The organism is Labrenzia sp. PHM005, from assembly GCF_006517275.1.
Classification (GTDB): domain Bacteria; phylum Pseudomonadota; class Alphaproteobacteria; order Rhizobiales; family Stappiaceae; genus Roseibium.
On sequence record NZ_CP041191.1, the window covers coordinates 325,726 to 350,632 of the forward strand.

The following is a 24,907-nucleotide window of genomic DNA, read 5'->3' on the forward strand; positions in this document are numbered from 1 at the left end:
TACCACAAAAATTCTATCACCAGAGAATCAGGGCTTCAGTTGCGTCTCATCCTAGGCTAAAGAAAGCGCAGCTGACCATTCATTCGTTCGCCCGCCAATCTGTGTGGGCCATCTGGCGCAGACACTCAGCGCCTACTGGGAGACATCATCCATGAAGTTTTTCGTCGACACCGCGGATACCGCGGAAATTCAAGAGCTGGAAGCAACCGGCCTTCTCGACGGCGTCACCACAAATCCATCCTTGATTGCCAAGTCCGGCAAGGATTTCAAAGAGGTGATCGCCGAGATCTGCAAGATCACCAACGGCGATGTTTCTGCCGAAGTTGCCGCGACCGACTTTGACACCATGATCAAGGAAGCGCATGTCCTGCGCGCAATTGCCGACAATGTCGTCATCAAACTGCCGCTGACCTTCGACGGCCTGAAAGCTTGTAAGCAACTGACCAACGAAGGCACCAAAACGAACGTAACGCTTTGCTTTTCTGCCAATCAGGCTCTGCTCGCTGCAAAAGCCGGCGCAACTTACATTTCACCGTTCATCGGCCGTCTGGACGACATCCACATGGATGGCCTTGAGCTGATCCGCGAAATCCGGGTGATCTACGACAACTACGGCTTTGAGACAGAAATCCTGGCCGCGTCCATCCGCACTGCAAACCACGTGAAAGACTGTGCAATCATCGGCGCAGACGTGGCAACTGTTCCGCCGTCAACGCTCAAATCCCTGGTCAAACATCCGCTGACCGACAAGGGTCTGGACGCATTCATGAATGACTGGGCCAAGACTGGCCAGAGTATTCTCTAAGAGATTTCAATCTCGAAACAGAAAAAGCCCCGCAGAAAACTGCGGGGCTTTTTTGCTGGAAATCCCACCAATATGAAGCCCGCGGTGATCAGGCTGCTTTTTCTGAACTTGTCCGGTCTTCGACCAGCGCGGCCAAAGCTTCGCGAAGGGACTGGTTCAAGGTCTCGTCTACTAGCTTGCCTGCTTCGGTATCGAATTTTTCACCAAAGGGACCAACCGACAGACTGCCGCGGATGTCGGCGCCAAAGAAACCGGCGGATCCTGTTGCGGAATTCAGAACGCTCGCAGCGCCACCAGGCCCCATGGACGCGGATAGTGCGACCTGTGGCTTGTCCTGGAAAACCTTCATATTGATGCGCGACGCCCAATCGAACACGTTTTTGAAGGCGGCGGTATAGGTACCATTATGCTCGGCATAGGAGACGATCACGGCGTCGGCGGACCCGATCTTGTCGAAGAACCGCTTGGCTTCCTCTGGAATACCGCCCTCATTCTCCCGATCTATGCTGTAAATCGGCATCTCATAGTCGTTGAGATCGATCACCTCAATGTCCGCGGACGGATCCAGATCGGACTTAATGATGTCGCCGGCAGCTTGTACCAGCTGCTTGTTGATGGATTGGCGGCTGCTTGTGGCGGCAAATGCGAGAACTTTCATGGCTCAACCTCATTGGTGAATTCGAACTGTCATCGTGTTGAACCAGATTTAATATGCTGCATATTTGTTTTGAAGTGATCGAATTTGACATCAAGTGCGCGAAAATGTGACATATCGATATGGAACATTGGACAGAAATCAGAACCGCCGCGCGTGTCGCCCGCCTCGGAACGGTCACCGCAGCTGCAGACGCACTTGGCGTTCATCGGGCAACCATCAACCGGCACATCGATACGCTGGAAACGGCTCTTGGCGGCAAGTTGTTTCAACGTCATGCAAAAGGTTTCACGCCAACGGACCTTGGCCGCGAGCTTCTGCGGATCGCCGATACGGCCGACGATCAGTTTGAAGAACTCCACCGCAAAGCCAAAGGCGGTTCGGATACGTTGCAAGGTGATTTTATCGTCACCTCAATAGCGACCTACGCTTCGACCTTAATGCCGATCCTGAAAACTTTTGGAGACAAACACCCCGACCTGATCATCCGCTATCTGGTGAGCGACAGTTTATTGCGCCTGGAATACGGCGAAGCGCATGTCGCCTTTCGCGCTGGGAGCAAACCGGACAATCCGGACAATGTTGTGCGCGAAATAGAACACATCGAGATGGGGCTTTTTGCGCACGCCAGCTATGTCAGCCGCTATGGTCTGCCAGCAGGACTGGAAGATCTGAAAAACCACCGGTTTGTGGGTTCAGATAGCGGCACCCACCGTGCGCCCTTTTTGGTGTGGCTTCACAAAACCATTGCACCGGAAAATTTTGTTTGCCGGGCCAACACAATTCAGGCCATGGCAGAAGCCATTCAATGTGGAATCGGCATCGGGTTTTTACCGCGCCATTCTGCGAACAAACAACCAAATCTCAGTGAGGTCATTCCACCTCAACTAGAATGGGTCTCCCAGATGTGGATGGTGACACATATGGATTTGCATCGGACAGCAAAAGTTCAAGCCTTCATTAAGGAACTCGATCAATTGAAACGGTTCGGGGACTGGCTATGACAGCTCTGGAAAAGGCTCCGTGAATTAACGAAACGCTTGGGAGTTCTTCGTAAATTTGTCCTTATGTCTTCTGCTGATCCCAATACCCTGCTGGTGACCGCCAAACCGGACCTCAACGACCGGATTACAAAATGGCTAGATCACCTTGCGGATGAACGGCGTCTTTCTGACAAAACGCTGATCGCCTATGAACGGGATCTGCGTCAATTCCTGCGGTTCTTGACCGATCATCTGGGCGGCGCGCCTGGCATCAAGGACATCGCGACGCTGCGGCCCGCAGATTTTCGTGGGTTTCTGGCTCAACGGCGGCGGCAAAAAGTTCAAAGCCGGTCGCTCGCCCGTGGCCTTGCGGGGATCCGGTCCTTTTTGAAGTTTCTGGAACGCAGAGGCGAAATCAATGCCGCCGCCTCCGATGCCGTGCGTCCGCCCCGCCAAGCGCGGTCGCTGCCCAAACCGGTCTCGGCCAAGGATGCTATCGACATCACCAGCGGCGATCTGGCGATGGAGTCCGAAGCCTGGATCGAAGCGCGCAATGCAGCCGTTCTGACGCTTTTATATGGCTGCGGCCTTCGAATATCAGAGGCCCTGTCCCTCACCGGCAAAATGGCGCCGAAGCCAGGCACCAAAACCATGCGTATTGTCGGCAAGGGCCGCAAGGAACGGATTGTGCCAATCCTGCCAGCCGTCTGCGAAGCCGTCGCGCAATATATTAAACTCTGCCCCTATGCGATTTCCGCCGACGGTCCGCTGTTTCTGGGCGCGCGCGGCGGGCCGCTCAATCCACGGATGGTTCAACTCGCCATGGCCAAGCTGCGAAGTGCCTTGGGCCTGCCCGACACCGCCACGCCGCATGCGCTACGCCATTCCTTTGCAACACATCTTTTGGCTGGTGGCGGCGACCTTCGCACCATTCAAGAACTGCTCGGCCATGCAAGCCTGGCTTCGACACAAATCTATACAGAGATCGACAGCGCCCATCTGCTTGCAGCCTACGACAAGGCGCATCCCCGACGCTAACCGAGGCCGTCAGGGTGAAATGCCTCTCTAATTCGTCAACACGGCCTAAGCCTGTTTGTCCGGATGCGGCAGACCGTAAACGGTCCGTTCCTTGCCATCAGGAAAGGTTTCCCGCGCGATCGCCTCGCCGCCGAGTTTCAGGACCAGTTTTTGGGCCGCTATATTGGCGTCGTCCATATGGGTTTCGACCATGGGCCAGCCATAGCTGTCATAAGCGTGCCGGATCGCGGCTTGCGAGGCTTCAACGGCAACGCCATTGCCGCGCGCCTCCGGCAAAAGCCACCAGGTCAGCTCCCGACGGGGCCAGCCTTCCGGCCACACGAGACCACAGCCGCCGAGAGGAGCACCACCTTCTTTCGGCACGATCATCCACATGCCGTATCCGCGCAGTTGCCAATGTCCCAGGTGACCCGCCAAGGATCGCCAGGCCTGATCTTCCCGCAAGGGACCGCCATAAAAATGGGATGCCTCGCCGTCTGAGAAAAACTGTCTGTAGATTGCAAAATCATTAGCAGACGGTGGCCGCAGCAAAAACCGCGGGCTGTCCAAACTATGCATAGCAATACTCTTGATTGATGACCCAGAACGGGCATCATGCGGGCAATAAAGGTGAGCCCTTCGACTGGAACGCCTCACACAAGGCGTCTGTGGTATATGGCGTTCTACTTTGAAGCAAGCAGATACAAAGAAACAACCGCGGAGGATGGAGATGCGCATAGCGCTTGTTGCAGTTGGTCTCCTGGCCTCACTGACGATCTTTCACGACCCGGCACAAGCTCAGTCTCAACCCCAATCAGATCGCATTTATTGCCCCATTCCAGAAGACGGCATCTGGGTCAATCCAGATGCCAAACCGAAAGAAATCACACGGGTTGAAGTAGAAAGCCGCTGCGAGGACGAACAGGTTTTCGTGCGCGCCCGCGCCTTTACCTCCTGCATCCCGCGCGACTGCAAATGGGGCTGGACCAAAGCTGAAATGCGGTCTGATGGGGTGGTGAAGGTTCTGCTGATCGGTTTTCTGCGTAGCAAGCAGATCACATTGAAAGCCTTTGGCGATTTGCTGGATGTCCGGGTTATCAACATCATCAATGACCTGTCCGAACCGAATGTCACGAAGGTCTACAACCTTCAACGAAAGTAACCCTATCGTTCACGATGTGCCCTGTTTTTCCGGTTTTCCTTGGCCAATTGGGAGATCTGGATTACCTTAGGGAACGTAAAGCGTTCGCAAGTGCAATGAGAGGGATGAGAATATGCGTCTATTGACCAGTGGTCTTGCCGCCCTTGCGGTGTGCGCCTTTGCCGTTGCCCCGGCCCATGCGTGCTCCTGGGGCAAAACTGCCAGCTCTGGAAAAATGACGGTTGCCGACACAAGCACCGTTCCAGAAACGGATGTTTCTATCGCGACAAACGACCTCAGCGAAGAAACACTCAAGGAAGTGATCGTCCCGACAGAAACTCCGGAAACACCGGCGGATTAATCGACCACTCTTTGTTGCTCCAATGCAAACCCGCTGCCCCGGCAGCGGGCTTTTTCGTTCTCGCTCAGTGCGGATGGCTGTGTTGTGGGTCGCTCGGATCCACCTCTTCGGTATGCCGGTACTCCTCAAACGCCTGGCGTAGGATCTGGACCGCAGAGTTGATGAAGAGCGTTGCCATCAAGCCGGCGACAATCAAATCGGGCCAGGCAGTTGCCGTGCCCCAAACCCCAAGCGCGGCCAGCATCACGGCAACATTGCCGATGGCATCATTGCGCGAACACAGCCAAACAGAGCGGACATTGGCGTCGCCATCCTTGTAGCGCACCAGCAGCATCACGCTGGCCAGATTGACAGCCAGTGCCAGAAACCCGATGGACCCCATGATTTCGGCTTTCGGGACCCCTAAAACAAAGAACTGGTAAGCCGTTGAACCGCCTACCCACAGGCCCATCAGCAGCAGGCTGGCTCCCTTAAAGAGCGCTGCAACCGCTCGGGTTTTCAGCGAAGCGCCAATAACCGCCAGCGAAATGCCGTAGGTGACCGCATCGCCAAAAAAATCCAGAGCATCGGCTTGCAAGGCTTGCGACCGCGCTGCATGGCCGGCCGCCATCTCAACCACAAACATTGTGGCATTCAACGCGATCACCAGCCACAGCCGGCGTTTGTAATCCTTTGATACACCGTCGAATTTAGTGTTTGACCCGCAACAGGCGCCCATCGCGCTTTGCTCCTTGATTTTTGTCTCCAGCACCTGTGTAATCCCTATAGTGACTAGAGGTTCAAGAGGTTTTTGATGGATTTTTCAATCGGCGAGCTGTCCAAGGCAACCAGCGTGAAAGTGCCGACGATCCGCTACTATGAAAAAGAAGGGCTTTTGGATGCCCCGATCCGGACCGAAGGCAATCAACGCCGGTACCGCAAGACCGATCTGGAGCGGTTGCGGTTCTTAAAACACTGCCGGGATCTTGGCCTGCCTATGGAGGCGATCCGGGAACTGATTGACCTCAGCCAGCACCCGGAAAAACCATGCAGCAACGCCAATCGTATTGCCGCAGAACAGCTGGCCGCCGTCCGCGCGCGGATCAAACACTTGAAAAAACTGGAAAAGGAACTCGCCCGCATTTCTGCCAGCTGCACCGGCGAGCACCCGGCTGCCGATTGCAATATCTTAAAAGCCTTCGGCGATCATGAGCTGTGTTTGGGCGAGCATTAGCGGATGCATATTCCAAATTAGCAAGTTGCCTGCTTACTGCGCAGCCGGAGCCTTGTCCCATTTATCCCAGAGCGGATCGACATAATAGGGATCAGTGATGCCCTGTTTGCGCATGGCGATGCCGGTCAGCATCTCGCGCATCGCGCGGACCCCAACAAGCTTGCTGTGATAGGAGTGATCAGTCAGCGGATTGACTTCAACAATCTCCATACCAACGATTTCCTTGGCAACACCAACAGCACGGAGCATTGGGAACAGCTCGCGGATGGTCATGCCACCAGGTTCCGGTGTGCCCATCCCCGGTGCATAGGCCGGATCCAGAACATCGGTGTCAAGCGACAGGAACACCTTGTCGATCCCCATGGAATCCAATTCCGCCAGAACTTCATCCATCACCGTGCGCCAGCCCTTACGGTCAACTTCGTGCATGAACCGGAACTTGATGTTGTTGGCACGCATCCACTCCACATCGGATTTGCCGGGTTTTCCAGAATTCAGACCAATCTGGATCAGGTGCTCACCCTTGATGTGATCCTCGTCGATCAGACGGCGGACCATCGCCCCGTGGGTCAGATAGTGACCGAACAACAAGGGGATGCCATCAAAATGAGCGTCGAAATGGACGACCGCCACCTGGCCTTTGCCATGGACATCGGTCACCGCAACAACGTCGGAATACATCAGTGAGTGATCACCGCCGACAATGAAGGGAATGGATCCGGCATCGGCAACCTCTTTCACCCGGTGGTGGACTGACAGGACGCTGCGCTCGGGCGAATAATTGTCCACAATCGCGTCGCCATAATCCACCACGTTCAGGACCGCCATGAAGTCGATATCGCCGACCGTTGGATGCGCGATTGGAACCAGCGCGCCCCAAGGAATATGCGTTTCGGCTGTTCGCAACGCCATAGGCCCATATCCTGTGCCGCGCATACCGGTGCTGAGATCAACCGGCGCTCCCATAATCGCGACATCCACCTCACCGGCAACAAGGTCCTGCGGACAGACAGCGACCGGTGCACGGAAGAATGTCGGAATGCCGACTTGGGCTGTCCCACCAACGGTCGCCTGAATCTGAATCGGCCCTGGATCCCGCCCCTCAATATTGGAACAGTCGACATAAAGCTCCGTCAGATTGCGCGATGGATCTCTGGGTTCCAGCGGAATGGAATTTGGGTCCGCCCGGAAGAGATCAATGATCGGCTGTTCCGTCTTCGGGTCGAATTTGTCTGCCGCAAGGACTGGCGCTGCCAGCATCAGGGCACATGTGGCGGCAGAAATATGGCTAAGGAACGAAGGAAGCATAGTGACAATTCCTTGAACGGTTTCGGATGGGCCTTTTCATTCTTGGAAGCGCGGCTACGGATTTCCGCCGCTATTACCCAACGTTATCAACAATATTTCTGGCCGTATAGAACCGCTTCTGAAGAATCCCAGGGCAGATACCTGGCTGTTGCACCTCCATATTGCAAAATTTTGGAATGCGCTGGTTTGCGAAGACTTGAAGAGTATTCTCTAAGGCGCTTTTGTTCAGGTCTGTTGTCAGATGGGCTTGACTCCTCATTCTTATATCGCAATATTTCGATTTATGGATATTGATAAAGTTCTATCTGCTTTGAACAACCCGGTCCGGCGTCAGATCCTGGCGTGGCTAAAGGATAGGTCCAACTTTCCGCCTGCCCTGCCAGAACATGCCGGACTGGACGGTGTTTGTGTCGGATACATTCAGGACAAAGCCAACCTCTCGCAGTCGACAGTTTCCACCTACATGCGGCTGTTGAAAGACGCTGGCCTGGTGGTCTCTGAACGGCATGGTCAATGGACATTTTACCAACGGGATGAACAGGCCATTGCAGAGGCCCTCAGACGGCTTGCAGAGGATGTGTAATGACTGACATCAGCCAGCCCCTAAACCTGCCTTGCGGCATAGTCGTCAAGAACCGGATTGCCAAATCCGCCATGTCCGATTCTCTTGGGGATGGCACAGGATATCCAACGGCGGCGCAAGAACGTCTCTACCAGCGTTGGGCGGAAGGAGGCGCTGCCATATCCATCGTCGGAGAAGTTCAGACCGACGCCGGCTTTGCCGAAAAACCCGGCAATCTGGTTTTGAACGCACAGTCTGACCTTGAGCGGTTCCACAAGCTTGCAAAAACCGGGTCTCAAAACGGCGGTCAGCTCTGGCTCCAACTCGGCCACGCCGGTGCGATGGCCTATCCTCCGACAAGCACGCCCAAAGGGCCAAGTGCGCTTGATCTGCCCGGATTAAAATGTGCCGCCCTCACCGAAGATGAGATCAAAGTACTACCCGCCCAGTTTGCCCAAACGGCGCAGTTGGCTCGGGAAGCTGGGTTCGGCGGTGTACAAGTTCACGCTGCACATGGATTTCTCCTCAGCCAGTTTCTTTCGCCCTTGTTCAACAAACGAACCGATGAGTATGGCGGTTCGATCGACGGCCGGATGAAGCTTTTGCTGGAGGTCATTCAAGCTGTGCGGCAAGCCGCCGGGCCGGATTTTCCGATTGCGGTAAAGCTCAATTCTTCAGACCAACTCGAAGGCGGCCTTGAGGAAAAGGATGCTCTACTGGTGGTTTCGGCCCTGGATAAAACGAGCATCGACCTCATCGACATCAGCGGCGGAACCTATTTCCCCGGTGCGAAATCAGCCTCCGACAGCAGCGGCAAAGGGCCTTATTTCCTCAACTTTGCAGAAAAGGCCCGGAAAAGAACCACCAAGCCATTGATGGCGACCGGCGGGTTCAAAACCTTGGCCCATGCTACCGGGGCGCTTTCAGGCGGGGCAATTGATGTAGTCGGCCTCGCACGGGCGCTCGTTGTTGAGCCGTCTCTGCCCAACTTGTGGCTGACCGGAGAGTGCTCGGAGCCAGAATTTCCGCGATTTACCAATCCTCCTGAAGGTGGCGTCACCGCATGTTATACACTGCGGCTGACCGAGATCGGCGAAGACCGTGAGGGCGCGTTTGATACCGATCCGGACAAGATCATTCAGGCCTACGAGGCTCGTGACCAGCAACGCGCAAAAATCTGGCAGCAGCATTTTGGGAGACCCACGACCACGTAACCTCTAGATACGATTTTATGGCTTACAAAAAAGCCCGGGATGACCCCGGGCTTTTCCAATTCTGTAGCTGCCAGAATTTTTATGAATGGATTGGCTTGGCGAAGGCGCCCATGGCTGCTTCCTTGACGGCTTCCGACATGGTCGGGTGGGCGTGGCAGGTGCGGCCGAGGTCTTCGGCTGAGCCGCCGAATTCCATCAGAACAGCAGCTTCGTGGATCATTTCGCCCGCGCCGAAGCCGACGATGTGAACGCCGAGCACCTGATCGGTCTTGGCATCAGAAAGAACTTTGGCGAAGCCATCGGTGTGGTTCATCGCACGTGCCCGGCCGTTGGCTGAGAAATTAAACTTGCCGGTCTTATATTCAATGCCAGCGCCTTTGAGTTCTTCTTCGGTCTTGCCGACGGAGGCGACTTCCGGCTGGGTGTAAACAACGCCCGGAATGACATCGTAATTCACGTGACCAGCCTGACCTGCCAGGATCTCGGCAACGGCAACCCCTTCATCTTCCGCCTTGTGAGCGAGCATCGGACCAACAACCACATCGCCGATGGCATAAATGCCGTCGACATTGGTCTTGTAGTGGGTGTCGATCTGAACCCGGCCGCGGTCATCGAGCGCAACACCAGCGGTGTCCAGGCCAAGGCCTTCGGTGTAGGGGCGCCGCCCGATTGCGACCAGCACGATGTCAGCCTCAAGGACTTCCGCATCGCCGCCAGCTGCCGGTTCAATCGAAACCGCGAGACCCTTACCTTTCTTCTCAACGCCAGTGACTTTGGAGGAGAGTTTGAATTTCATACCTTGCTTTTTCAGCATCCGGTTGAAGTTCTTCGAGACATCGCCGTCCATCGGGCCAAGAATCTTCGGCAGGAATTCAACAACGGTGACCTCCGAGCCGAGACGGTTCCATACGGAACCCAGCTCCAGGCCTATAACACCACCACCAACAACGATCAGTTTGCCCGGAACCTTGTCCAGTTCCAACGCACCAGTGGACGACACGACCTGCTTTTCGTCGATCTCAACGCCCGGCAGCGGCATGACGTCAGAACCAGTGGCAATGACGATGTTCTTGGTGTCGAGAACAGTGGCTTTGCCATCTTCGGCGGTGACTTCAACCTTGCCCTGCCCCAGAATCTTGCCAGTGCCGGTATGAACGTCGATCTTGTTTTTCTTCATCAGGAAGGAGATGCCGCTGACATTGGCGTCCACCACGTCCTGACGATGTTTCATCATTTCCGGCAAGTCGAGCTTCGGCTTGGAGACCTTGATGCCCAGCTTTTCAAAACCATGACCGGCTTCTTCGAACATTTCAGAGGCATGCAAGAGCGCCTTCGACGGGATGCAGCCGATGTTCAGGCAGGTGCCGCCAAGAGTTGCGCGTTTTTCGACAACCGCGGTCTTTAGACCGAGCTGAGCCGCCTTGATCGCACAGACATAGCCACCAGGGCCGGTTCCGATGACGACAAGATCATATTGGGACATTGTGGGTCGCCTTTGCCTTCTTCAGTTCTTATTCCGCGATATCAAAGCGGATCAGGGTAGTATCGCGCGGCCGCCGGAAACATCCAGGATCGCGCCGGTTGTGTAACTTGCTTCGTCAGACAGCAGCCACTTGATGGCCTTGGCCACCTCTCCGGCGCTGCCTGCGCGTTTCATGGGAAGTTTGGATTCCAGTTGTGCCACCCGGTCGGGCAGGCCGCCGGAGGCATGAATTTCCGTATCGATGATGCCGGGCCGGACCGCATTCACACGAATGCCCTCGTCGGCAACTTCCAGCGCCAATCCGACAGTCATCGTGTCAATCGCCCCCTTGGAGGCGGCATAGTCGACATATTGCTTCGGCGAACCAAGCTTGGAGCCGGCAGAGCCGAGATTGACGATTGCCCCGCCTGTGCCGCCATGTTTTGTCGACATGCGTTTGACCGCTTCGCGGGCACATAGGAACGATCCGATCAAGTTGATCGCAAACATCCGTGTCAACCGGTCGAGCGACATTTCATCAACCCGCTGCGGGTTGTCGACCACCCCGGCGTTGTTGACCAACCCGACCAGCGTGCCCTGATCATCGCAGGCGGAAAAAATCGCCAGAACGTCAGCTTCCGATTGCACATCGCCTTGGATCGCAAAAGCCGATCCGCCACGCGCTTCAATATCAGTGACGACCGCATCAGCTGCCGCCTTGTTGTGCACGTAGTTGACCGCGACCGTGTGGCCAAGATCTGCTGCTGCAAGACAGGCCGCAGCGCCAATTCCGCGGCTGCCGCCGGTGACCAGGACAATGCCCGCCGCCATCCGTTATTGCTCCGCCAAAGCGAGGCGCAAGCCGAAGCCGGCAAACGTGGCCGCAATGGTCCGGCGCATCCACAACATCACCTTGTCGCTCTTCAGCACCTTCTCACCGACCAGCGCGGCGAAGAGGCCGTAGACGACGAAGACGGCGAAGGTCATGGCCATAAAGACACCGCCGAGCAGCAGCATATCCACCGTTGGATTGGCCGCTACCGGATCAACAAATTGCGGCAGAAACGCCAGAAAGAACACCGTCAATTTCGGGTTCAAGATGTTGATCAGGAACGCGGTGCGCGCAGTTGCCAGAATGCTCTTGCGGCCGGATTTATCCGCTTTCAATTCCAGCGGTCCGCTGTCTTTCAACGTCTGCCACGCCAGATAGAGCAGATAAGCGACACCAGCGTATTTCACCAATTGGAAGACCAGCGCGCTGGTGTGCATCAGCGCGGCCAGTCCAACAACGGAGGCGAGAATCGCCGGAATTATTCCAAGAGTGCAGCCGAAGGCAGCAGCGATTGCTGCCTGCCGGCCTTTTCCAAGTCCAACCGCCACGGTGTAAACCACACCGGTTCCGGGGACCAACACCACGATCAGGGCGGTGATCAAAAACTCCAGACTCATATTCCGGCTCCTCTGAGCGTCGGAGGGGGAATGCCTGGATCAGAGATCCAGAACCAGACGCTGCGGGTCTTCCAGGCTTTCCTTGACGCGGACCAAAAAGGTCACGGCTTCCTTGCCGTCAACGATGCGGTGGTCGTAAGACAGCGCCAGATACATCATCGGGCGGATGACAACCTGACCATTCACGGCCATCGGGCGTTCCTGGATCTTGTGCATGCCCAGAATGCCAGACTGCGGTGCGTTCAGGATCGGCGAGGACATCAGCGAGCCGTAAACACCACCGTTGGAGATGGTGAAGGTGCCGCCGGTCATGTCGGCCATGCCGAGTTTGCCGTCGCGCGCCTTGCGGCCCAGGTTGCCGATTTCCTGTTCAACTTCAGCAATCGACATCTGGTCGGCGTCGCGGACTACCGGAACCACCAGACCCTTGTCGGTGCCAACAGCAACGCCGACGTGGCAGAAGTTCTTGTAGATGATGTCCGTACCATCGATCTCGGCGTTGACTGCCGGGATTTCTTTCAGCGCGTGGGTCACGGCTTTGGTGAAGAAACCCATGAAGCCGAGCTTGACGCCATGTTTCTTCTCAAACAGGTCCTTGTACTGCTTACGCAGCTCCATGACCGGGCCCATGTCCACTTCGTTGTAAGTGGTCAGCATGGCCGCTGTGTTCTGAGCATCCTTCAGGCGGCGCGCGATGGTCTGACGCAGCTTGGTCATACGCACGCGCTCTTCACGCACTTCATCTTCCGCTGCGACCGGACCACGGGCTACCGGGGTCGGCGCCGGAGCGGCCGTTGCGGTTGCACCGGAGGCGATGGCGTTGATGACATCGCCTTTCAGAACCTGACCGCGTTTGCCGGAGCCAGCAACCTGATCGCCGGAAAGATTGTTTTCAGCCATCATTTTTGCAGCGGACGGTGCCGGCGGCATGGACGTGCCTGCACTCGCGGCCGGAGCAGCGGTCGGAGCCGGAGCACTTGCGGCAGGAGCCGCTGCGGCACCTGCACCAGACGGATCGATCTGACAGAGCAGAACACCCGGCTCAACAGTTGCACCGGTTTCAGCGGCAATCGCGACAACGGTGCCGCCGACCGGCGCCGGAACTTCCTGGGCGGCCTTATCGGTTTCCAGTTCGACCAGCGTGTCGTCCGCCTTGACGGTGTCGCCGACCTTGACACTCCACTCGCCGACTTCAGCTTCGGTGACGCTCTCGCCCGCACTTGGGGTTACAACGTCAACCAGCGTGGCCTTTGCCGCTGGAGCTTCTTCTTTTTTCGCTGGTGCGGCCGCTGCCGGGGCGGCTGCGGCTGCGCCTTCTGCGATTTGACCAAGCAGGGCGCCGACTTCAACAGTGTCGCCTTCCTTGACCACGATGGATTCCAATGTTCCGGATGCCGGTGCCGGAACTTCAACGGTCACCTTGTCGGTTTCCAGTTCGACCAGCGGTTCATCCTGGTTGATGGCATCGCCTGGTTTCTTGAACCACTGAGCAATGGTTGCCTCGGATACGGATTCACCAAGCGTCGGGACGCGAATTTCGGTTGCCATGGTTGCCTTCTCTTAAATTTCCCAGGCCAATTTCGATGGAGGGGGCCCCTGCCCCCTTCCGTGATCAGTTTCCGAGTGCCTCTTCGAGGAACGCCTGCATCTGGGCCAAATGCGCAGACATCAGACCAGTTGCAGTCGATGCCATGGCAGCCCGTCCGGCGTAGCGCGGACGCTTGTGCTTGGCATCGATTTGTCCAAGAACCCACTCAATATACGGTTCGACGAAGAACCAGCTGCCCATGTTCTTCGGCTCTTCCTGGCACCAGACCATCTCCGCATGCGGGAAACGGGCCAGCTCCATCATCAGAGCCTTTTTCGGGAACGGGTACAGCTGCTCAACACGCATCAGGTAGATGTCGTTGAGGCCGCGCTTCTCGCGCTCTTCGTAAAGATCGTAGTAGACCTTGCCGGAGCACATGACGACGCGCTTGATCTTGTCGTCGGAAACCAGCTTGGTTTCAGCCGCAGGATTGGATTCCGCATCATCCCACAGCAGACGGTGGAATGAGCTGTCCGGTCCGAGTTCCTCGAGTTTCGAAACAGCCTTCTTGTGACGCAGAAGCGATTTCGGCGTCATCAGAATGAGCGGTTTACGAATATCGCGGCGCAACTGTCGGCGCAGGATGTGGAAGTAGTTGGCCGGAGTCGAACAGTTCGCCACCTGCATGTTGTCTTCCGCACAGAGCTGAAGATACCGCTCCAGACGCGCAGACGAGTGCTCCGGGCCTTGGCCTTCATAACCGTGCGGCAGAAGGCAGACCAGACCAGACATTCTGAGCCATTTCCGCTCACCGGAGGAAATGAACTGGTCGAACAGGACCTGTGCACCGTTGGCGAAATCACCGAACTGGGCTTCCCACATGGTCAGAGCCGTCGGCTCGGCCAGCGAATAGCCATACTCAAAACCAAGCACCGCTTCTTCTGAGAGCATCGAGTTGATGACCTCATAACGCTGCTGGTTTTCACCCACGTGGTTCAGCGGAATGTAACGGCTTTCATTTTCCTGATCGTAGAGCACCGAATGGCGCTGGGAGAACGTGCCGCGCTCACAGTCCTGACCGGAAAGGCGCACCGGATGGCCTTCCTTCAACAGTGAACCGAAAGCCATCGCTTCGGCGGTTGCCCAGTCGATGCCTTCACCCGTCTCAATCATGCGTTCACGATTGTTCATGAAACGCGCGATCGTGCGGTGAGCGTTGAAATCATCCGGAATGCGGGTCAATGCCCGGCCGAGATCTTTCAACTCATCCATCGGCAAACCGGTTTTACCGCGGCGCGGATCTTCCTCGTCATCGGCCCGTTTCAAACCAGCCCACTTGCCATCAAGCCAGTCAGCCTTATTCGGTTTGAAAGCCTGCCCCGTATCAAATTCGGAATCGAGGTGCTTGCGCCAATCGGCCTTCATCCGGTCGACATCTTCCTGGTTCATCACACCTTCTTTGATCAGCCGATCGGAATAAAGCTGCAAAGTGGTCTGATGCTTGCGGATCTTGCGGTACATGATCGGCTGGGTGAACGCCGGCTCGTCGCCTTCGTTGTGGCCGAAGCGGCGGTAACAGATCATGTCGATGACGACCGGACGGCCAAAAGTCTGGCGGAATTCAATCGCGATCTTCGCGGCGAAGGTCACAGCTTCCGGATCATCTGCATTGACGTGGAAAATCGGTGCTTCGATCACCTTCGCCATATCAGACGGATAAGGCGAGGACCGCGAGAAACGCGGATTGGTGGTGAAGCCGATCTGGTTGTTGATGATCACATGGATCGAACCGCCGGTCCGATGGCCGCGCAGTGCGGACAGGCCGAAACATTCAGCGACAACACCCTGACCGGCAAAGGCTGCATCGCCATGCAACAGCAGCGGCAACACAGTGGTGCGGTCAACTTCGGTCGTCGTGATAAATGTGCCGTTATCAGCAGCAGCAAGTTGGTCCTGCTTGGCGCGCGCCTTGCCGAGGACGACTGGATTGACGATTTCCAGGTGCGACGGGTTCGCCGTCAGCGATAGGTGGACGTCGTTGCCGTCAAAGGAGCGGTCGGAGGATGCACCGAGGTGGTACTTAACGTCACCGGAGCCTTCGACATCGTCCGGGGCATAAGAGCCGCCCTTGAATTCGTGGAAGACAGCGCGGTGTGGTTTGCCCATCACCTGAGTCAGCACGTTCAAGCGGCCACGGTGGGCCATCCCTAGCACGATGTCTTTGAGCCCCATCTGGCCGCCGCGCTTGATGATCTGTTCAAGCGCCGGGATCAGAGCTTCCCCGCCATCCAGGCCGAAGCGCTTGGTGCCGGTGTATTTCACATCAAGGAATTTTTCGAAGCCTTCAGCCTCAACCAGCTTGTTGAGGATTGCTTTTTTACCTTCAGAGGTAAAGGCAACCTGCTTGTCCGGGCCTTCAATGCGCTCCTGAAGCCAGGCTTTTGCCGCCGGGTCGGAGATGTGCATGAATTCAACGCCGAGGGTCGAGCAGTAGGTCCGCTTCAGGATGTCCAGCATCTCGCGGATGGTGGCGTATTCCAAGCCGAGAACATGATCGATGAAGATCCGACGATCCCAATCGGCTTCGACAAAGCCATAGGAAGAGGGATGCAGCTCTTCATGATCGCCCTTGCCGGCCAAACCCAGCGGATCGAGATCTGCATGAAGGTGACCACGCATACGATATGCGCGGATCATCATCAGGGCGCGGACAGAATCGCGGGTCGCCTGGAGCACCTCGGTTTCCGATATCGGTGCGCCGTTCGTTTCCGCTTTTTTCTTCAGCTTTTCGCCAAGCTGCTTTTCAATCGGCGCCCAGTTGCCGTCAAACGCGTTGACGAGATCGCCGCTGGCCTCTACCGGCCAATCCTTGCGCTTCCAGGGCGCGCCGCGGGCTTCTTTTAGGACCGCTTCTTTTTCATCCTGGAAAGCCGCGAAGAAATCTTGCCACTCCGGATCAACCGAATGGGGATCAGTCTTGTAGCTTGCGTAGAGGTCTTCGATATAGGCTGCGTTGGCGCCGTAAAGCAACGACGTCAGTGCGAATACGTTGTTCGCTTCCTGCCGTGCCATGTTCACTCAGCGGAGGGCTTCTCCGCCCTTATTCTTTGGCGGGCCAAAAACTGGCCCGCGGCCGGTTCCCTACAAAGACCGGCGCACATCACCGGTCCCTCGAAAAGTTTGGGGGCAAAGCCCCAGATTGCGGCACGTTGCCGCGCCGTAACCTATCCTTTGGACCATGCAGCAGGAAACGTAAACAGTTTCCGCTACCTGCTGCAGTTTTTTTGCAAGAATTAGCCCTTCAACACTTCGAGAAGTGTTTCGCCGAGCTTCGCCGGGGACGGTGACACTTTGATGCCAGCTGCTTCCATGGCTGCAATCTTGTCTTCCGCGCCGCCTTTGCCGCCGGAAATCACAGCGCCAGCGTGACCCATGGTGCGGCCCGGAGGTGCTGTCCGGCCAGCGATGAAACCAGCCATCGGCTTGGAGCGGCCCTTCTTGGCTTCGTCCTTGATGAACTGAGCGGCTTCTTCTTCAGCAGACCCGCCGATTTCACCGATCATGATGATGGATTCTGTTTCATCATCGGCCAGGAACATTTCCAACACGTCGATGAACTCAGTGCCCTTGACCGGGTCGCCGCCGATGCCGACAGCCGTTGTCTGGCCGAGACCAGCGTTGGATGTCTGGAACACAGCTTCATAGGTCAGCGTGCCGGAACGGGAAACCACACCAACGGAGCCCTTCTTGAAGATAGAGCCCGGCATGATGCCGATCTTGCATTCTTCAGGAGTCAGGATGCCCGGGCAGTTCGGACCAAGCAGACGGGAGTTGGATTTTTCCAACCGGCGCTTGACTTTGACCATGTCGGCAACCGGGATGCCCTCGGTGATGCAGACGATGAACGGGACTTCCGCATCGATCGCTTCGATGATCGCGGCGCCTGCGCCTGCCGGCGGCACGTAGATCACGGATGCATCGGCACCGGTTGCTTCCTTGGCTTCACCAACAGAGGCAAAGATCGGCAGTTCTGCAGCGCCTTCGACACCGGCAGACCATTTTTCGCCACCCTTCTTCGGATGAACACCGGCCACCATTTTGGTGCCGTAGTATTCCAGGGCCTGTTCCGTGTGGAACGTACCGGTCTTGCCGGTCAGACCCTGAACAATGACTTTTGTGTCTTTATTGACGAGGATCGACATTTACGCGCCCCCCTTAACGGCTTTCACGATTTTCTGGGCGGCGTCGTCAAGATCGTCAGCGGCGATCACATTCATTCCGCTGTCGGAAATGATTTTCTTGCCGAGCTCGACGTTGGTGCCTTCCAGGCGCACAACAAGCGGCACCTGCAGACCAACTTCGGTCACAGCAGCCAAAACACCTTCTGCGATGATGTCGCAGCGCATGATGCCGCCGAAGATGTTGACCAGGATGCCTTTGACGTTCGGATCAGAGGTGATGATCTTGAACGCAGCTGTCACCTTCTCCTTGGTCGCACCACCACCAACGTCGAGGAAGTTGGCCGGTTCGGCACCGTAAAGCTTGATGATGTCCATGGTTGCCATGGCAAGGCCGGCACCGTTGACCATGCAGCCGATGTCACCGTCGAGCGCAACGTAAGCGAGATCGTATTTGGACGCTTCGATTTCCTTGGCGTCTTCTTCGGTCTCATCGCGCAGAGCCATGATGTCGTCGTGGCGGAACAGCGCATTGCCGTCGAAGGACACTTTCGCATCCAGAACGCGCAGATGGCCGTCTTTCATGACGATCAGCGGGTTCACTTCCAGAAGCGCCATGTCTTTTTCGACGAAGGCTTTGTGGAGGATCGGGAACAGCTTGAAGCCATCTTCACGTGCCGCACCGGTCAGCTCCAGAGCATCGCACAGTTTGGCAGCGTCGGCTTCCGTCACGCCAGTGTCCGGATCGATCGGCAGCGTGATGATTTTTTCCGGTGTCTCTTCGGCGACAGCTTCGATGTCCATGCCGCCTTCGGTGGACACAACAAAGGCCGGGCGGCCAACGGTGCGGTCTACCAGGATGGAGAGGTAAAGCTCGCGCTCAATGTCGGCACCGTCTTCGATGTAGAGACGGTTGACGACTTTGCCTGCGTCACCGGTCTGGGCAGTCACCAGCGTGTTGCCGAGCATTTCTGCCGCATGCGCTTTAACTTCGTCCAGTGAGAAGGCGAGGCGGACACCGCCCTTGGCATCGGCGTCAAGTTCTTTGAACTTGCCCTTGCCGCGGCCACCAGCGTGGATCTGTGACTTCACAACCCATAGCGGGCCCGGCAGGCTTTTGGCGGCGGCTTCTGCTTCATCGGCAGAAAAGATCGCAACGCCCTCGGCCACTGGAGCGCCGAATTCTTTCAGCACGGCCTTGGCCTGGTATTCATGAATGTTCATGTGTTTCCCCCGTTGTCGGAGGACCGCCCCAACACAGGGCGGCCGCTAAAACTTTTGGCAGGCACTTATTAAGCGAGCGCCGGCTGGATCTTCTTGCAGGCATCAACCAGGCCATCGACGGAAGCAACAGACTTTTCAAAGCCGACTTTTTCGTCGCCTTGCAGGTCGATCTCGATGATGCGCTCAACACCTTCAGAACCGATCACAACCGGAACGCCGACGTAGGTGTCTTTCAGGCCGTATTGGCCGTCGAGTGCTGCCGCACACGGCAGGACGCGTTTTTTGTCTTTCAGGTAGCTTTCAGCCATCTGGATCGCGGAAGCCGCCGGTGCGTAGAATGCAGAACCGGTTTTCAGGAGACCAACGATCTCTGCGCCGCCATCACGGGTGCGCTGAACGATTTCTTCCAAACGCTCGGCTGTGCACCAGCCCATCTTGACCAGATCCGGCAGCGGAACACCGGCAACGGTAGAGTAGCGTGTCAGCGGCACCATGGTGTCGCCGTGGCCACCCAGAACAAACGCTGTGACGTCTTCAACGGAAACATTGAATTCGTCTGCCAGGAAGTAGCGGAAGCGCGCACTGTCGAGAACGCCAGCCATACCGACGACTTTGTTCTTCGGAAGACCGGAAAACTTCTGCAGCGCCCAAACCATGGCGTCGAGCGGGTTGGTGATGCAGATGACAAAAGCATTCGGTGCGTATTTGGCAATGCCTGCACCCACCTGCTCCATGACCTTCAGGTTGATTTCCAGAAGATCATCGCGGCTCATGCCTGGTTTGCGCGGGACGCCGGCGGTGACGATGACAACGTCAGAGCCTTCGATCGCTTCGTAGCTGTTTGCGCCAGCGAGTTTGGCATCAAAGCCGTCGACCGGGGACGATTCTGCAAGATCAAGTGCCTTGCCTTGTGGCATCCCTTCGCTGATGTCGAAGAGGACTATGTCTCCCAGTTCCTTCAAACCTGCTAGGTGAGCGAGTGTGCCGCCAATCTGACCTGAGCCGATCAAGGCAATCTTGTTCCGCGCCATATCGAAAGTTTCCCTTTACGTAAGATGGAACTCTATGCCATCCGCCGATGACTGACGATGGCACTACTCCCTTTGCTTCGCCTGCGCAACCTCGCCAAAAGAATATTGCGCTGGCGAAATCAAATTTTTTCATTTCTTCCCGTGCACATTCCTAACCTATAGGGAATGCATATTTATGCGTGTATCTCGCGCCGATCACCCGCCAGATAGGCTTCTGACCGCATTTCAATCAAACGCGACGCCGTCCGGTCAAATTCAAACGCTTCCGTCCCGTCTGCGGCAACATAAAGGTGCGTCGGTTCGGCCTCAGCGGAGATGATCAGTTTGATACCGTTGTCGTACAGCGTGTCGATTAACGTGATAAATCGCTTGGCTTCATTGCGCCGGGCTTTAGACATCACGGGAACGTCTTCAAGGAACACAGTGCCATAGGCATGGGCAATGCGCAGATAGTCGCTCGCTCCCAGCGGCTGCATACAAAGTTCCGTGAACGTAAAGCGCGCCGCGCCGGCAGCAGTGCAGCGGACCGGAATCTTCCGGCCCTTGTTTTCCAGTTCCTCGGCATGCGGTTTCATGCCATGTGTCAGCTTCTGCCAAAGACGGTCCATTTGTCCGTTTGCATCATCTCCGAGCGGCGTCAGGTAAATCGGTGCACCTGCCAGCTTTTCCAGACGGTAATCCGTTGGCGAATCCAGATGCAGCACACTGACTTTGGATTTCAGAAGGCCGATGAAGGGCTCAAACAACTGCCGGTTCAAACCGTCCTTGTACAAAAGATCTGGATCAACATTTGAGGTGGCGACCACGATCACACCGAGCTCGAACAATTGGGTGAAGAGCCGTCCAAGGATCATCGCATCGGCAATGTCGGTAACGGAAAACTCATCGAACAGAAGGAGTCGGGTTTCTTCGGCAATTTGAGCCGCCACTGGCGGGATTGGATCATCACCCTTCACTTCACCGCGTTTGTGCGCTTGCCGGTGTGCGTGAATACGCTCATGTACATCCGCCATGAACTCATGGAAGTGAACACGGCGTTTGCGCTGGATGACCGTGACCTCATAAAAGAGGTCCATCAACATGGTTTTCCCGCGGCCAACGCCGCCCCACATATATAGTCCCCGAACCGAGGCCCACAGCTGGTTCTTCTTTTTGGCGAACAACCAACCCAAAGAACTCTTTTTGGACGCCAGGCGGGTCTCGCCCAAACGAGTGTTGAGCACATCAAGATGCCGAACGGCTTCGCGCTGAACAGGGTCTTCAGAAATCTCGCCGGATGCGACAAGTGCATCATAACGGGCGCCCAAGGCGCGGTTGACCGGCAATTCCAGCTTCAAGGGCAGCGCTCCATTCATGACTGGTCATGGAGAATTATACGGAACCTATTGCCCGGCGAAATAAAGTCAATCGGCCGTTGATGCAAGCCACCAAAAGGCGAACATCATATGCGCTCCCTTCTGGCAACCTCGTGGTTACTGGCTGGTAGGTGTATTATAAATATCTGTTTTTAATGATTATTTTGAAATTCTTTTTCCAAGAAAATCTCCAGCAACCTCCGCACTTTTCGCAGTGTTGAAACCCATCCTAAACACACCCTATGATATATAAATATCTATAATGCACGGAGTGGTTATAATGCCAAGTCTCTTCCGCCGGTGCACCGACTACTCAAATTGCTTCATGTCCCGATCTGCAAGACTTTTCTTGCGCGATTTGCTGTGCGGGATCCCGGTTCTTTTAATCTTATCGTTTTTGCCACTATCCGCGTTGGCCCAAGACGTAGCTCTCAAAAAAATTCGCCTCGGCGTCGCATCCGTCGTCGGTGACGCCACAACAATCTACGCGTGGCATCAAGGCTGGTTTGCCGAAGAAGGGCTGGATGTCGAGTTGGTTCAAAACTCCGCAGGAGCTATCAATTTGCGGCAAGTTCTGAAAGGTGAACTGGATATCGGAACGGTAGCACCGACACCGATTGTTTATACCGCCATGGGCCGGAGTGGCTTGGACCCGAATTTCAGAATATTCGGCAGCATTATGCGCTCCACAAGGATGAGCAATCTGGTCGTGCTCGACTCCCGGAAAATCCAGGATGTTAAATCCCTAAAAGGCAACCGCATTGCCCTTCAACAAGGAACTGCGTCCGAGTTCTTCTGGCATCAAATGGCAATTGCCCACCACTTGGATCCGGACACAGTCGAAATCGTGAATATGCGCACGCCAGAAATTCCTCAAAATGTGGGAAAAGACCAATTTGACGCTGCCATTGTCTGGATCCCCTACGAGCAGGAGTTGGCGCAGAAGGCCCACACGCCGGCAAAAATCTACAACGGCGATCAGTTTTTCACCACGAGCTGGCTGACTGTGGCTCAACCACAGTTCATCGCGGACAATCCTGAAGTTATTGAAGGATTTCTGCGTGCACTGTTGCGCGCCCAAAATCTGATGATCGAAGATCCAATGACGATCGCCTTGGTTCAGAGCCAATATGTGGATGCCAGTCCAGAAGAACTTTTAAGGTTTTATACGAGCGCGACCTACCACCTTGGCCTAACGGAGTCCCTACTAATCAACCTCACACGGCAAGGCGACTGGGCCATCAGAAAGGGGTATGTCAACCAAACCATTCCAGATTTTAGCGTTTATATGGATGCCGGGCCGCTCAAAAAGGTCACACCGGAAAGTGTGATGCTCCTGCGATGACCCTTTCAGCAACCACAATAGGCCGAACCGTATTCGTACTTGTTACAACCAGTTTCATTTGCCTGACCGTCACACTTTACCTCATGGCAAGCGTTTATTGGACCTACAACCAGGACCGCAGTATCCTCCAGGAAATCAGCGAGACCATTGGCCGGACAAGCACATCACTTGGCCTCTCTCCTTCCATGCCGCTCGTCTACCGGCAGCAGCTGATTGACAAAATCATTCCGGCTTTACAGGAACGAAGTGACAGCATTCCAATAGACAAGTGGCAACAGCTGCAGAACCGCTTTGTCAATGCCCTCAGCGGCATCGAGAGCTACAATCAGGCCATCAAAACCAATCATTCAGAAGAATATCTCGATCACTTGCATGTTCAGTCGATGATGCATCTCAGTTTGATTCTGGAAGAAAATGGCAAGCTGTCGCGCATTCTTTATGAACAGCAGGCCAACAGAACCCTGTTTTTCATGACGTTGACCGGTATTCTTTGTGTGATTCTGATGGCAGTCCTCACTGGGAGCCATGTTCTCTTTCATAAGGTCTTGTTCCGGCCGATCATTCAGTCCGCCAAACATATCCGTGCCAATCAAGTCGCTCAGCTGCAAACGGGCAGCAGACTGGCCGTCACCGAACTCTCCTGGCTGCTGATGTCCTTGAAAGAATCGTGGCATCAGCTCGAAGTCGACGCGACCCACGATCACCTGACCCGTTTGCCGAACCGGTTGTTTTTTTCGCGTCGGCTGAACTTGTCGACCAATCAACTGGAAGAGACCAATCGCCATATCGCGATTTTGATGCTGGACCTGGATGATTTCAAATTGATCAACGACACCCTCGGTCATCCGGCGGGCGATGAACTGCTAAAGGTATTGGCCAACCGGCTGTCTCGGGTGGTGCGGGGGACAGATTGCCTCGCACGCCTCGGCGGCGATGAGTTCGCCATCGTTCTTGAAGGGTTAGACCCAATCAGAGCGGAGGCTCAGGCTGCCAGTGTCGCCGAAAAAATCCTAACAGCTGTCGAACAGCCCTTCGAAATTGCCGGACACTCGCTGTTGGTCCACCTGAGCATCGGAATAGCGCTCGGCCCCAAGGACGGCGGAGACCCCTCCTTGCTAATGCGCAATGCGGATGCAGCGCTCTACCGGGCGAAGGCTCAAGGCAAGGGTAAAAAAGCTTATTACACTGAGGATTTGACCACCTCGATGGAGCAAAATCTCTGTCTAGAACGAGAAATAAAAGAAGGGCTGACCAGCGAACAGTTTTACCTCGCCTTTCAGCCGAAAGTTGATACGCGTACCAACCGGGTTATCGGTCTGGAAGCTTTGCTACGCTGGTCGCACCCCGAACGCGGCACCTTAAACCCAGCTGCTTTTTTACCCTTTGCTGAAAAAAACAGCCTCATGCACATGATCAACGATTATGTGCTCTCTCGCGTCTTCCGCCAATGTGCGGACTGGCGAGCCATGGGCCGGACAGTACCAGTGATATCGATCAACCTGGATGCAAATTACTTACGCATGGGGAATTTGTGTAAGAAAATCGAAGGTCTATGCAAAAACAATCACGTGAGCGCCGATTATTTCTGTTTTGAGATTACAGAGGGAACGTTCTTGAACTATTCGCAAGACACGAAGTTCACCCTCGACCTCCTGCGCCAGATGGGGATCAAAATCGCAATTGACGATTTCGGCACAGGTTTTTCCTGCCTCAGTTACATTCAGGATCTGCCTGTAGATGAGCTTAAAATCGACAAGAGTTTTATCAACAATGTCGACGGCCCCGACTATGAGTCACCCGTTCTTGAAGCCATCATGGCGCTCGGCAATGGCTACCATATTGGCTTGATTGCCGAAGGTGTTGAAACGGAACACCAGCTGGAATACCTGCAGAGCCGCGGCTGTTTCACAATGCAGGGATACTTCACCGGTAAGCCGGTCCCCTCCGAATCCCTACCTTGGAGCGACATGCAATCCCCATCTGGCGTGCGGTCGAGCCAGCCGGCGACCCTTTATTTGCAATAATGGTACCGGCCAAGCATACCTCTCCAAACCAACTACAAACCCTAGATCACAA

The 24,907-nt window shown here is 55.6% G+C and carries 23 protein-coding genes; 10 read left to right on the forward strand and 13 right to left on the reverse strand.

Features of this window, described 5'->3' with window-relative positions:
- The first annotated feature begins 151 nt into the window (after positions 1–151).
- Positions 152–805, forward strand: coding sequence for a fructose-6-phosphate aldolase (gene fsa, locus FJ695_RS01655; protein ID WP_141183816.1), 654 nt, complete (start codon positions 152–154; stop codon positions 803–805).
- Positions 806–893: 88 nt separating this feature from the next.
- On the opposite strand, the gene FJ695_RS01660 is transcribed toward fsa, so the two are convergent.
- A complete protein-coding gene (locus tag FJ695_RS01660) occupies positions 894–1,463 on the reverse strand; it encodes an NADPH-dependent FMN reductase (RefSeq protein WP_141183817.1) in 570 nt (189 codons plus the stop codon).
- A 119-nt stretch (positions 1,464–1,582) separates the two neighbouring features.
- On the opposite strand from FJ695_RS01660, the gene FJ695_RS01665 reads away from it, so the two are divergent.
- The gene (locus FJ695_RS01665) at positions 1,583–2,464 is read left to right on the forward strand and encodes a LysR family transcriptional regulator (protein WP_141183818.1); all 882 of its coding nucleotides are present in this window, start codon (positions 1,583–1,585) and stop codon (positions 2,462–2,464) included.
- A gap of 63 nt (positions 2,465–2,527) precedes the next feature.
- Complete coding sequence (locus FJ695_RS01670; RefSeq protein ID WP_141183819.1) at positions 2,528–3,481, forward strand: tyrosine recombinase XerC; 954 nt, start codon at positions 2,528–2,530, stop codon at positions 3,479–3,481.
- 45 nt (positions 3,482–3,526) lie between these two features.
- Here FJ695_RS01670 and FJ695_RS01675 read toward each other — a convergent pair whose 3' ends face one another.
- The gene (locus FJ695_RS01675) at positions 3,527–4,039 is read right to left on the reverse strand and encodes a GNAT family N-acetyltransferase (RefSeq protein ID WP_141183820.1); all 513 of its coding nucleotides are present in this window, start codon (positions 4,037–4,039) and stop codon (positions 3,527–3,529) included.
- A gap of 151 nt (positions 4,040–4,190) precedes the next feature.
- Between FJ695_RS01675 and FJ695_RS01680 the strand changes: the two genes are divergently transcribed.
- Positions 4,191–4,622 carry a hypothetical protein gene (locus FJ695_RS01680; protein WP_209010878.1) on the forward strand — a complete coding sequence of 144 codons (432 nt, stop codon included), beginning with the start codon at positions 4,191–4,193 and terminating at the stop codon, positions 4,620–4,622.
- A 112-nt stretch (positions 4,623–4,734) separates the two neighbouring features.
- Complete coding sequence (locus FJ695_RS01685) at positions 4,735–4,962, forward strand: hypothetical protein (protein ID WP_141183821.1); 228 nt, start codon at positions 4,735–4,737, stop codon at positions 4,960–4,962.
- A 64-nt stretch (positions 4,963–5,026) separates the two neighbouring features.
- Here the strand turns inward: FJ695_RS01685 and FJ695_RS01690 are convergent, their stop codons facing one another.
- Positions 5,027–5,680, reverse strand: coding sequence for a cation transporter (locus FJ695_RS01690; RefSeq protein ID WP_141188528.1), 654 nt, complete (start codon positions 5,678–5,680; stop codon positions 5,027–5,029).
- Between the two features lie 75 nt (positions 5,681–5,755).
- Between FJ695_RS01690 and FJ695_RS01695 the strand changes: the two genes are divergently transcribed.
- The gene (locus FJ695_RS01695) at positions 5,756–6,175 is read left to right on the forward strand and encodes a helix-turn-helix domain-containing protein (protein WP_141183822.1); all 420 of its coding nucleotides are present in this window, start codon (positions 5,756–5,758) and stop codon (positions 6,173–6,175) included.
- A gap of 33 nt (positions 6,176–6,208) precedes the next feature.
- Here the strand turns inward: FJ695_RS01695 and FJ695_RS01700 are convergent, their stop codons facing one another.
- Positions 6,209–7,483: an agmatinase family protein gene (locus FJ695_RS01700; RefSeq protein WP_141183823.1), complete on the reverse strand. Its 1,275-nt coding sequence runs from the start codon at positions 7,481–7,483 to the stop codon at positions 6,209–6,211.
- A 283-nt stretch (positions 7,484–7,766) separates the two neighbouring features.
- On the opposite strand from FJ695_RS01700, the gene FJ695_RS01705 reads away from it, so the two are divergent.
- On the forward strand, positions 7,767–8,066 hold the full coding sequence (locus tag FJ695_RS01705) for a helix-turn-helix transcriptional regulator (protein WP_141183824.1): 300 nt from the start codon (positions 7,767–7,769) through the stop codon (positions 8,064–8,066).
- Positions 8,066–9,259, forward strand: a complete 1,194-nt coding sequence (locus FJ695_RS01710) for an NADH:flavin oxidoreductase/NADH oxidase family protein (RefSeq protein ID WP_141183825.1) — start codon at positions 8,066–8,068, stop codon at positions 9,257–9,259. Before FJ695_RS01705 ends, FJ695_RS01710 begins: the two co-directional genes overlap by 1 nt.
- A gap of 79 nt (positions 9,260–9,338) precedes the next feature.
- Here FJ695_RS01710 and lpdA read toward each other — a convergent pair whose 3' ends face one another.
- The 9 genes from lpdA to zapE all read right to left on the reverse strand — a co-directional run bounded on the left by lpdA (position 9,339) and on the right by zapE (position 21,486).
- Positions 9,339–10,742 carry a dihydrolipoyl dehydrogenase gene (lpdA, locus tag FJ695_RS01715; RefSeq protein ID WP_141183826.1) on the reverse strand — a complete coding sequence of 468 codons (1,404 nt, stop codon included), beginning with the start codon at positions 10,740–10,742 and terminating at the stop codon, positions 9,339–9,341.
- Positions 10,743–10,793: 51 nt separating this feature from the next.
- Positions 10,794–11,552: an SDR family oxidoreductase gene (locus FJ695_RS01720; protein ID WP_141183827.1), complete on the reverse strand. Its 759-nt coding sequence runs from the start codon at positions 11,550–11,552 to the stop codon at positions 10,794–10,796.
- A gap of 3 nt (positions 11,553–11,555) precedes the next feature.
- Positions 11,556–12,170, reverse strand: coding sequence for a LysE family translocator (locus FJ695_RS01725; protein ID WP_141183828.1), 615 nt, complete (start codon positions 12,168–12,170; stop codon positions 11,556–11,558).
- Positions 12,171–12,209: 39 nt separating this feature from the next.
- A complete protein-coding gene (gene odhB / locus FJ695_RS01730) occupies positions 12,210–13,718 on the reverse strand; it encodes a 2-oxoglutarate dehydrogenase complex dihydrolipoyllysine-residue succinyltransferase (protein WP_141183829.1) in 1,509 nt (502 codons plus the stop codon).
- 64 nt (positions 13,719–13,782) lie between these two features.
- Entirely contained in the window at positions 13,783–16,770 is a 2,988-nt protein-coding gene (locus tag FJ695_RS01735) for a 2-oxoglutarate dehydrogenase E1 component (protein ID WP_141183830.1), read from the reverse strand.
- 221 nt (positions 16,771–16,991) lie between these two features.
- Entirely contained in the window at positions 16,992–17,900 is a 909-nt protein-coding gene (gene sucD / locus FJ695_RS01740) for a succinate--CoA ligase subunit alpha (RefSeq protein WP_141183831.1), read from the reverse strand.
- Entirely contained in the window at positions 17,901–19,100 is a 1,200-nt protein-coding gene (sucC, locus tag FJ695_RS01745) for an ADP-forming succinate--CoA ligase subunit beta (protein ID WP_141183832.1), read from the reverse strand.
- Between the two features lie 68 nt (positions 19,101–19,168).
- Positions 19,169–20,131 carry a malate dehydrogenase gene (gene mdh, locus FJ695_RS01750; protein ID WP_141183833.1) on the reverse strand — a complete coding sequence of 321 codons (963 nt, stop codon included), beginning with the start codon at positions 20,129–20,131 and terminating at the stop codon, positions 19,169–19,171.
- 173 nt (positions 20,132–20,304) lie between these two features.
- The gene (gene zapE / locus FJ695_RS01755; RefSeq protein ID WP_141183834.1) at positions 20,305–21,486 is read right to left on the reverse strand and encodes a cell division protein ZapE; all 1,182 of its coding nucleotides are present in this window, start codon (positions 21,484–21,486) and stop codon (positions 20,305–20,307) included.
- Between the two features lie 349 nt (positions 21,487–21,835).
- On the opposite strand from zapE, the gene FJ695_RS01760 reads away from it, so the two are divergent.
- Complete coding sequence (locus tag FJ695_RS01760; protein ID WP_168206231.1) at positions 21,836–22,831, forward strand: ABC transporter substrate-binding protein; 996 nt, start codon at positions 21,836–21,838, stop codon at positions 22,829–22,831.
- Entirely contained in the window at positions 22,828–24,855 is a 2,028-nt protein-coding gene (locus FJ695_RS01765) for a bifunctional diguanylate cyclase/phosphodiesterase (RefSeq protein ID WP_141183836.1), read from the forward strand. Before FJ695_RS01760 ends, FJ695_RS01765 begins: the two co-directional genes overlap by 4 nt.
- Positions 24,856–24,907: the final 52 nt, after the last annotated feature.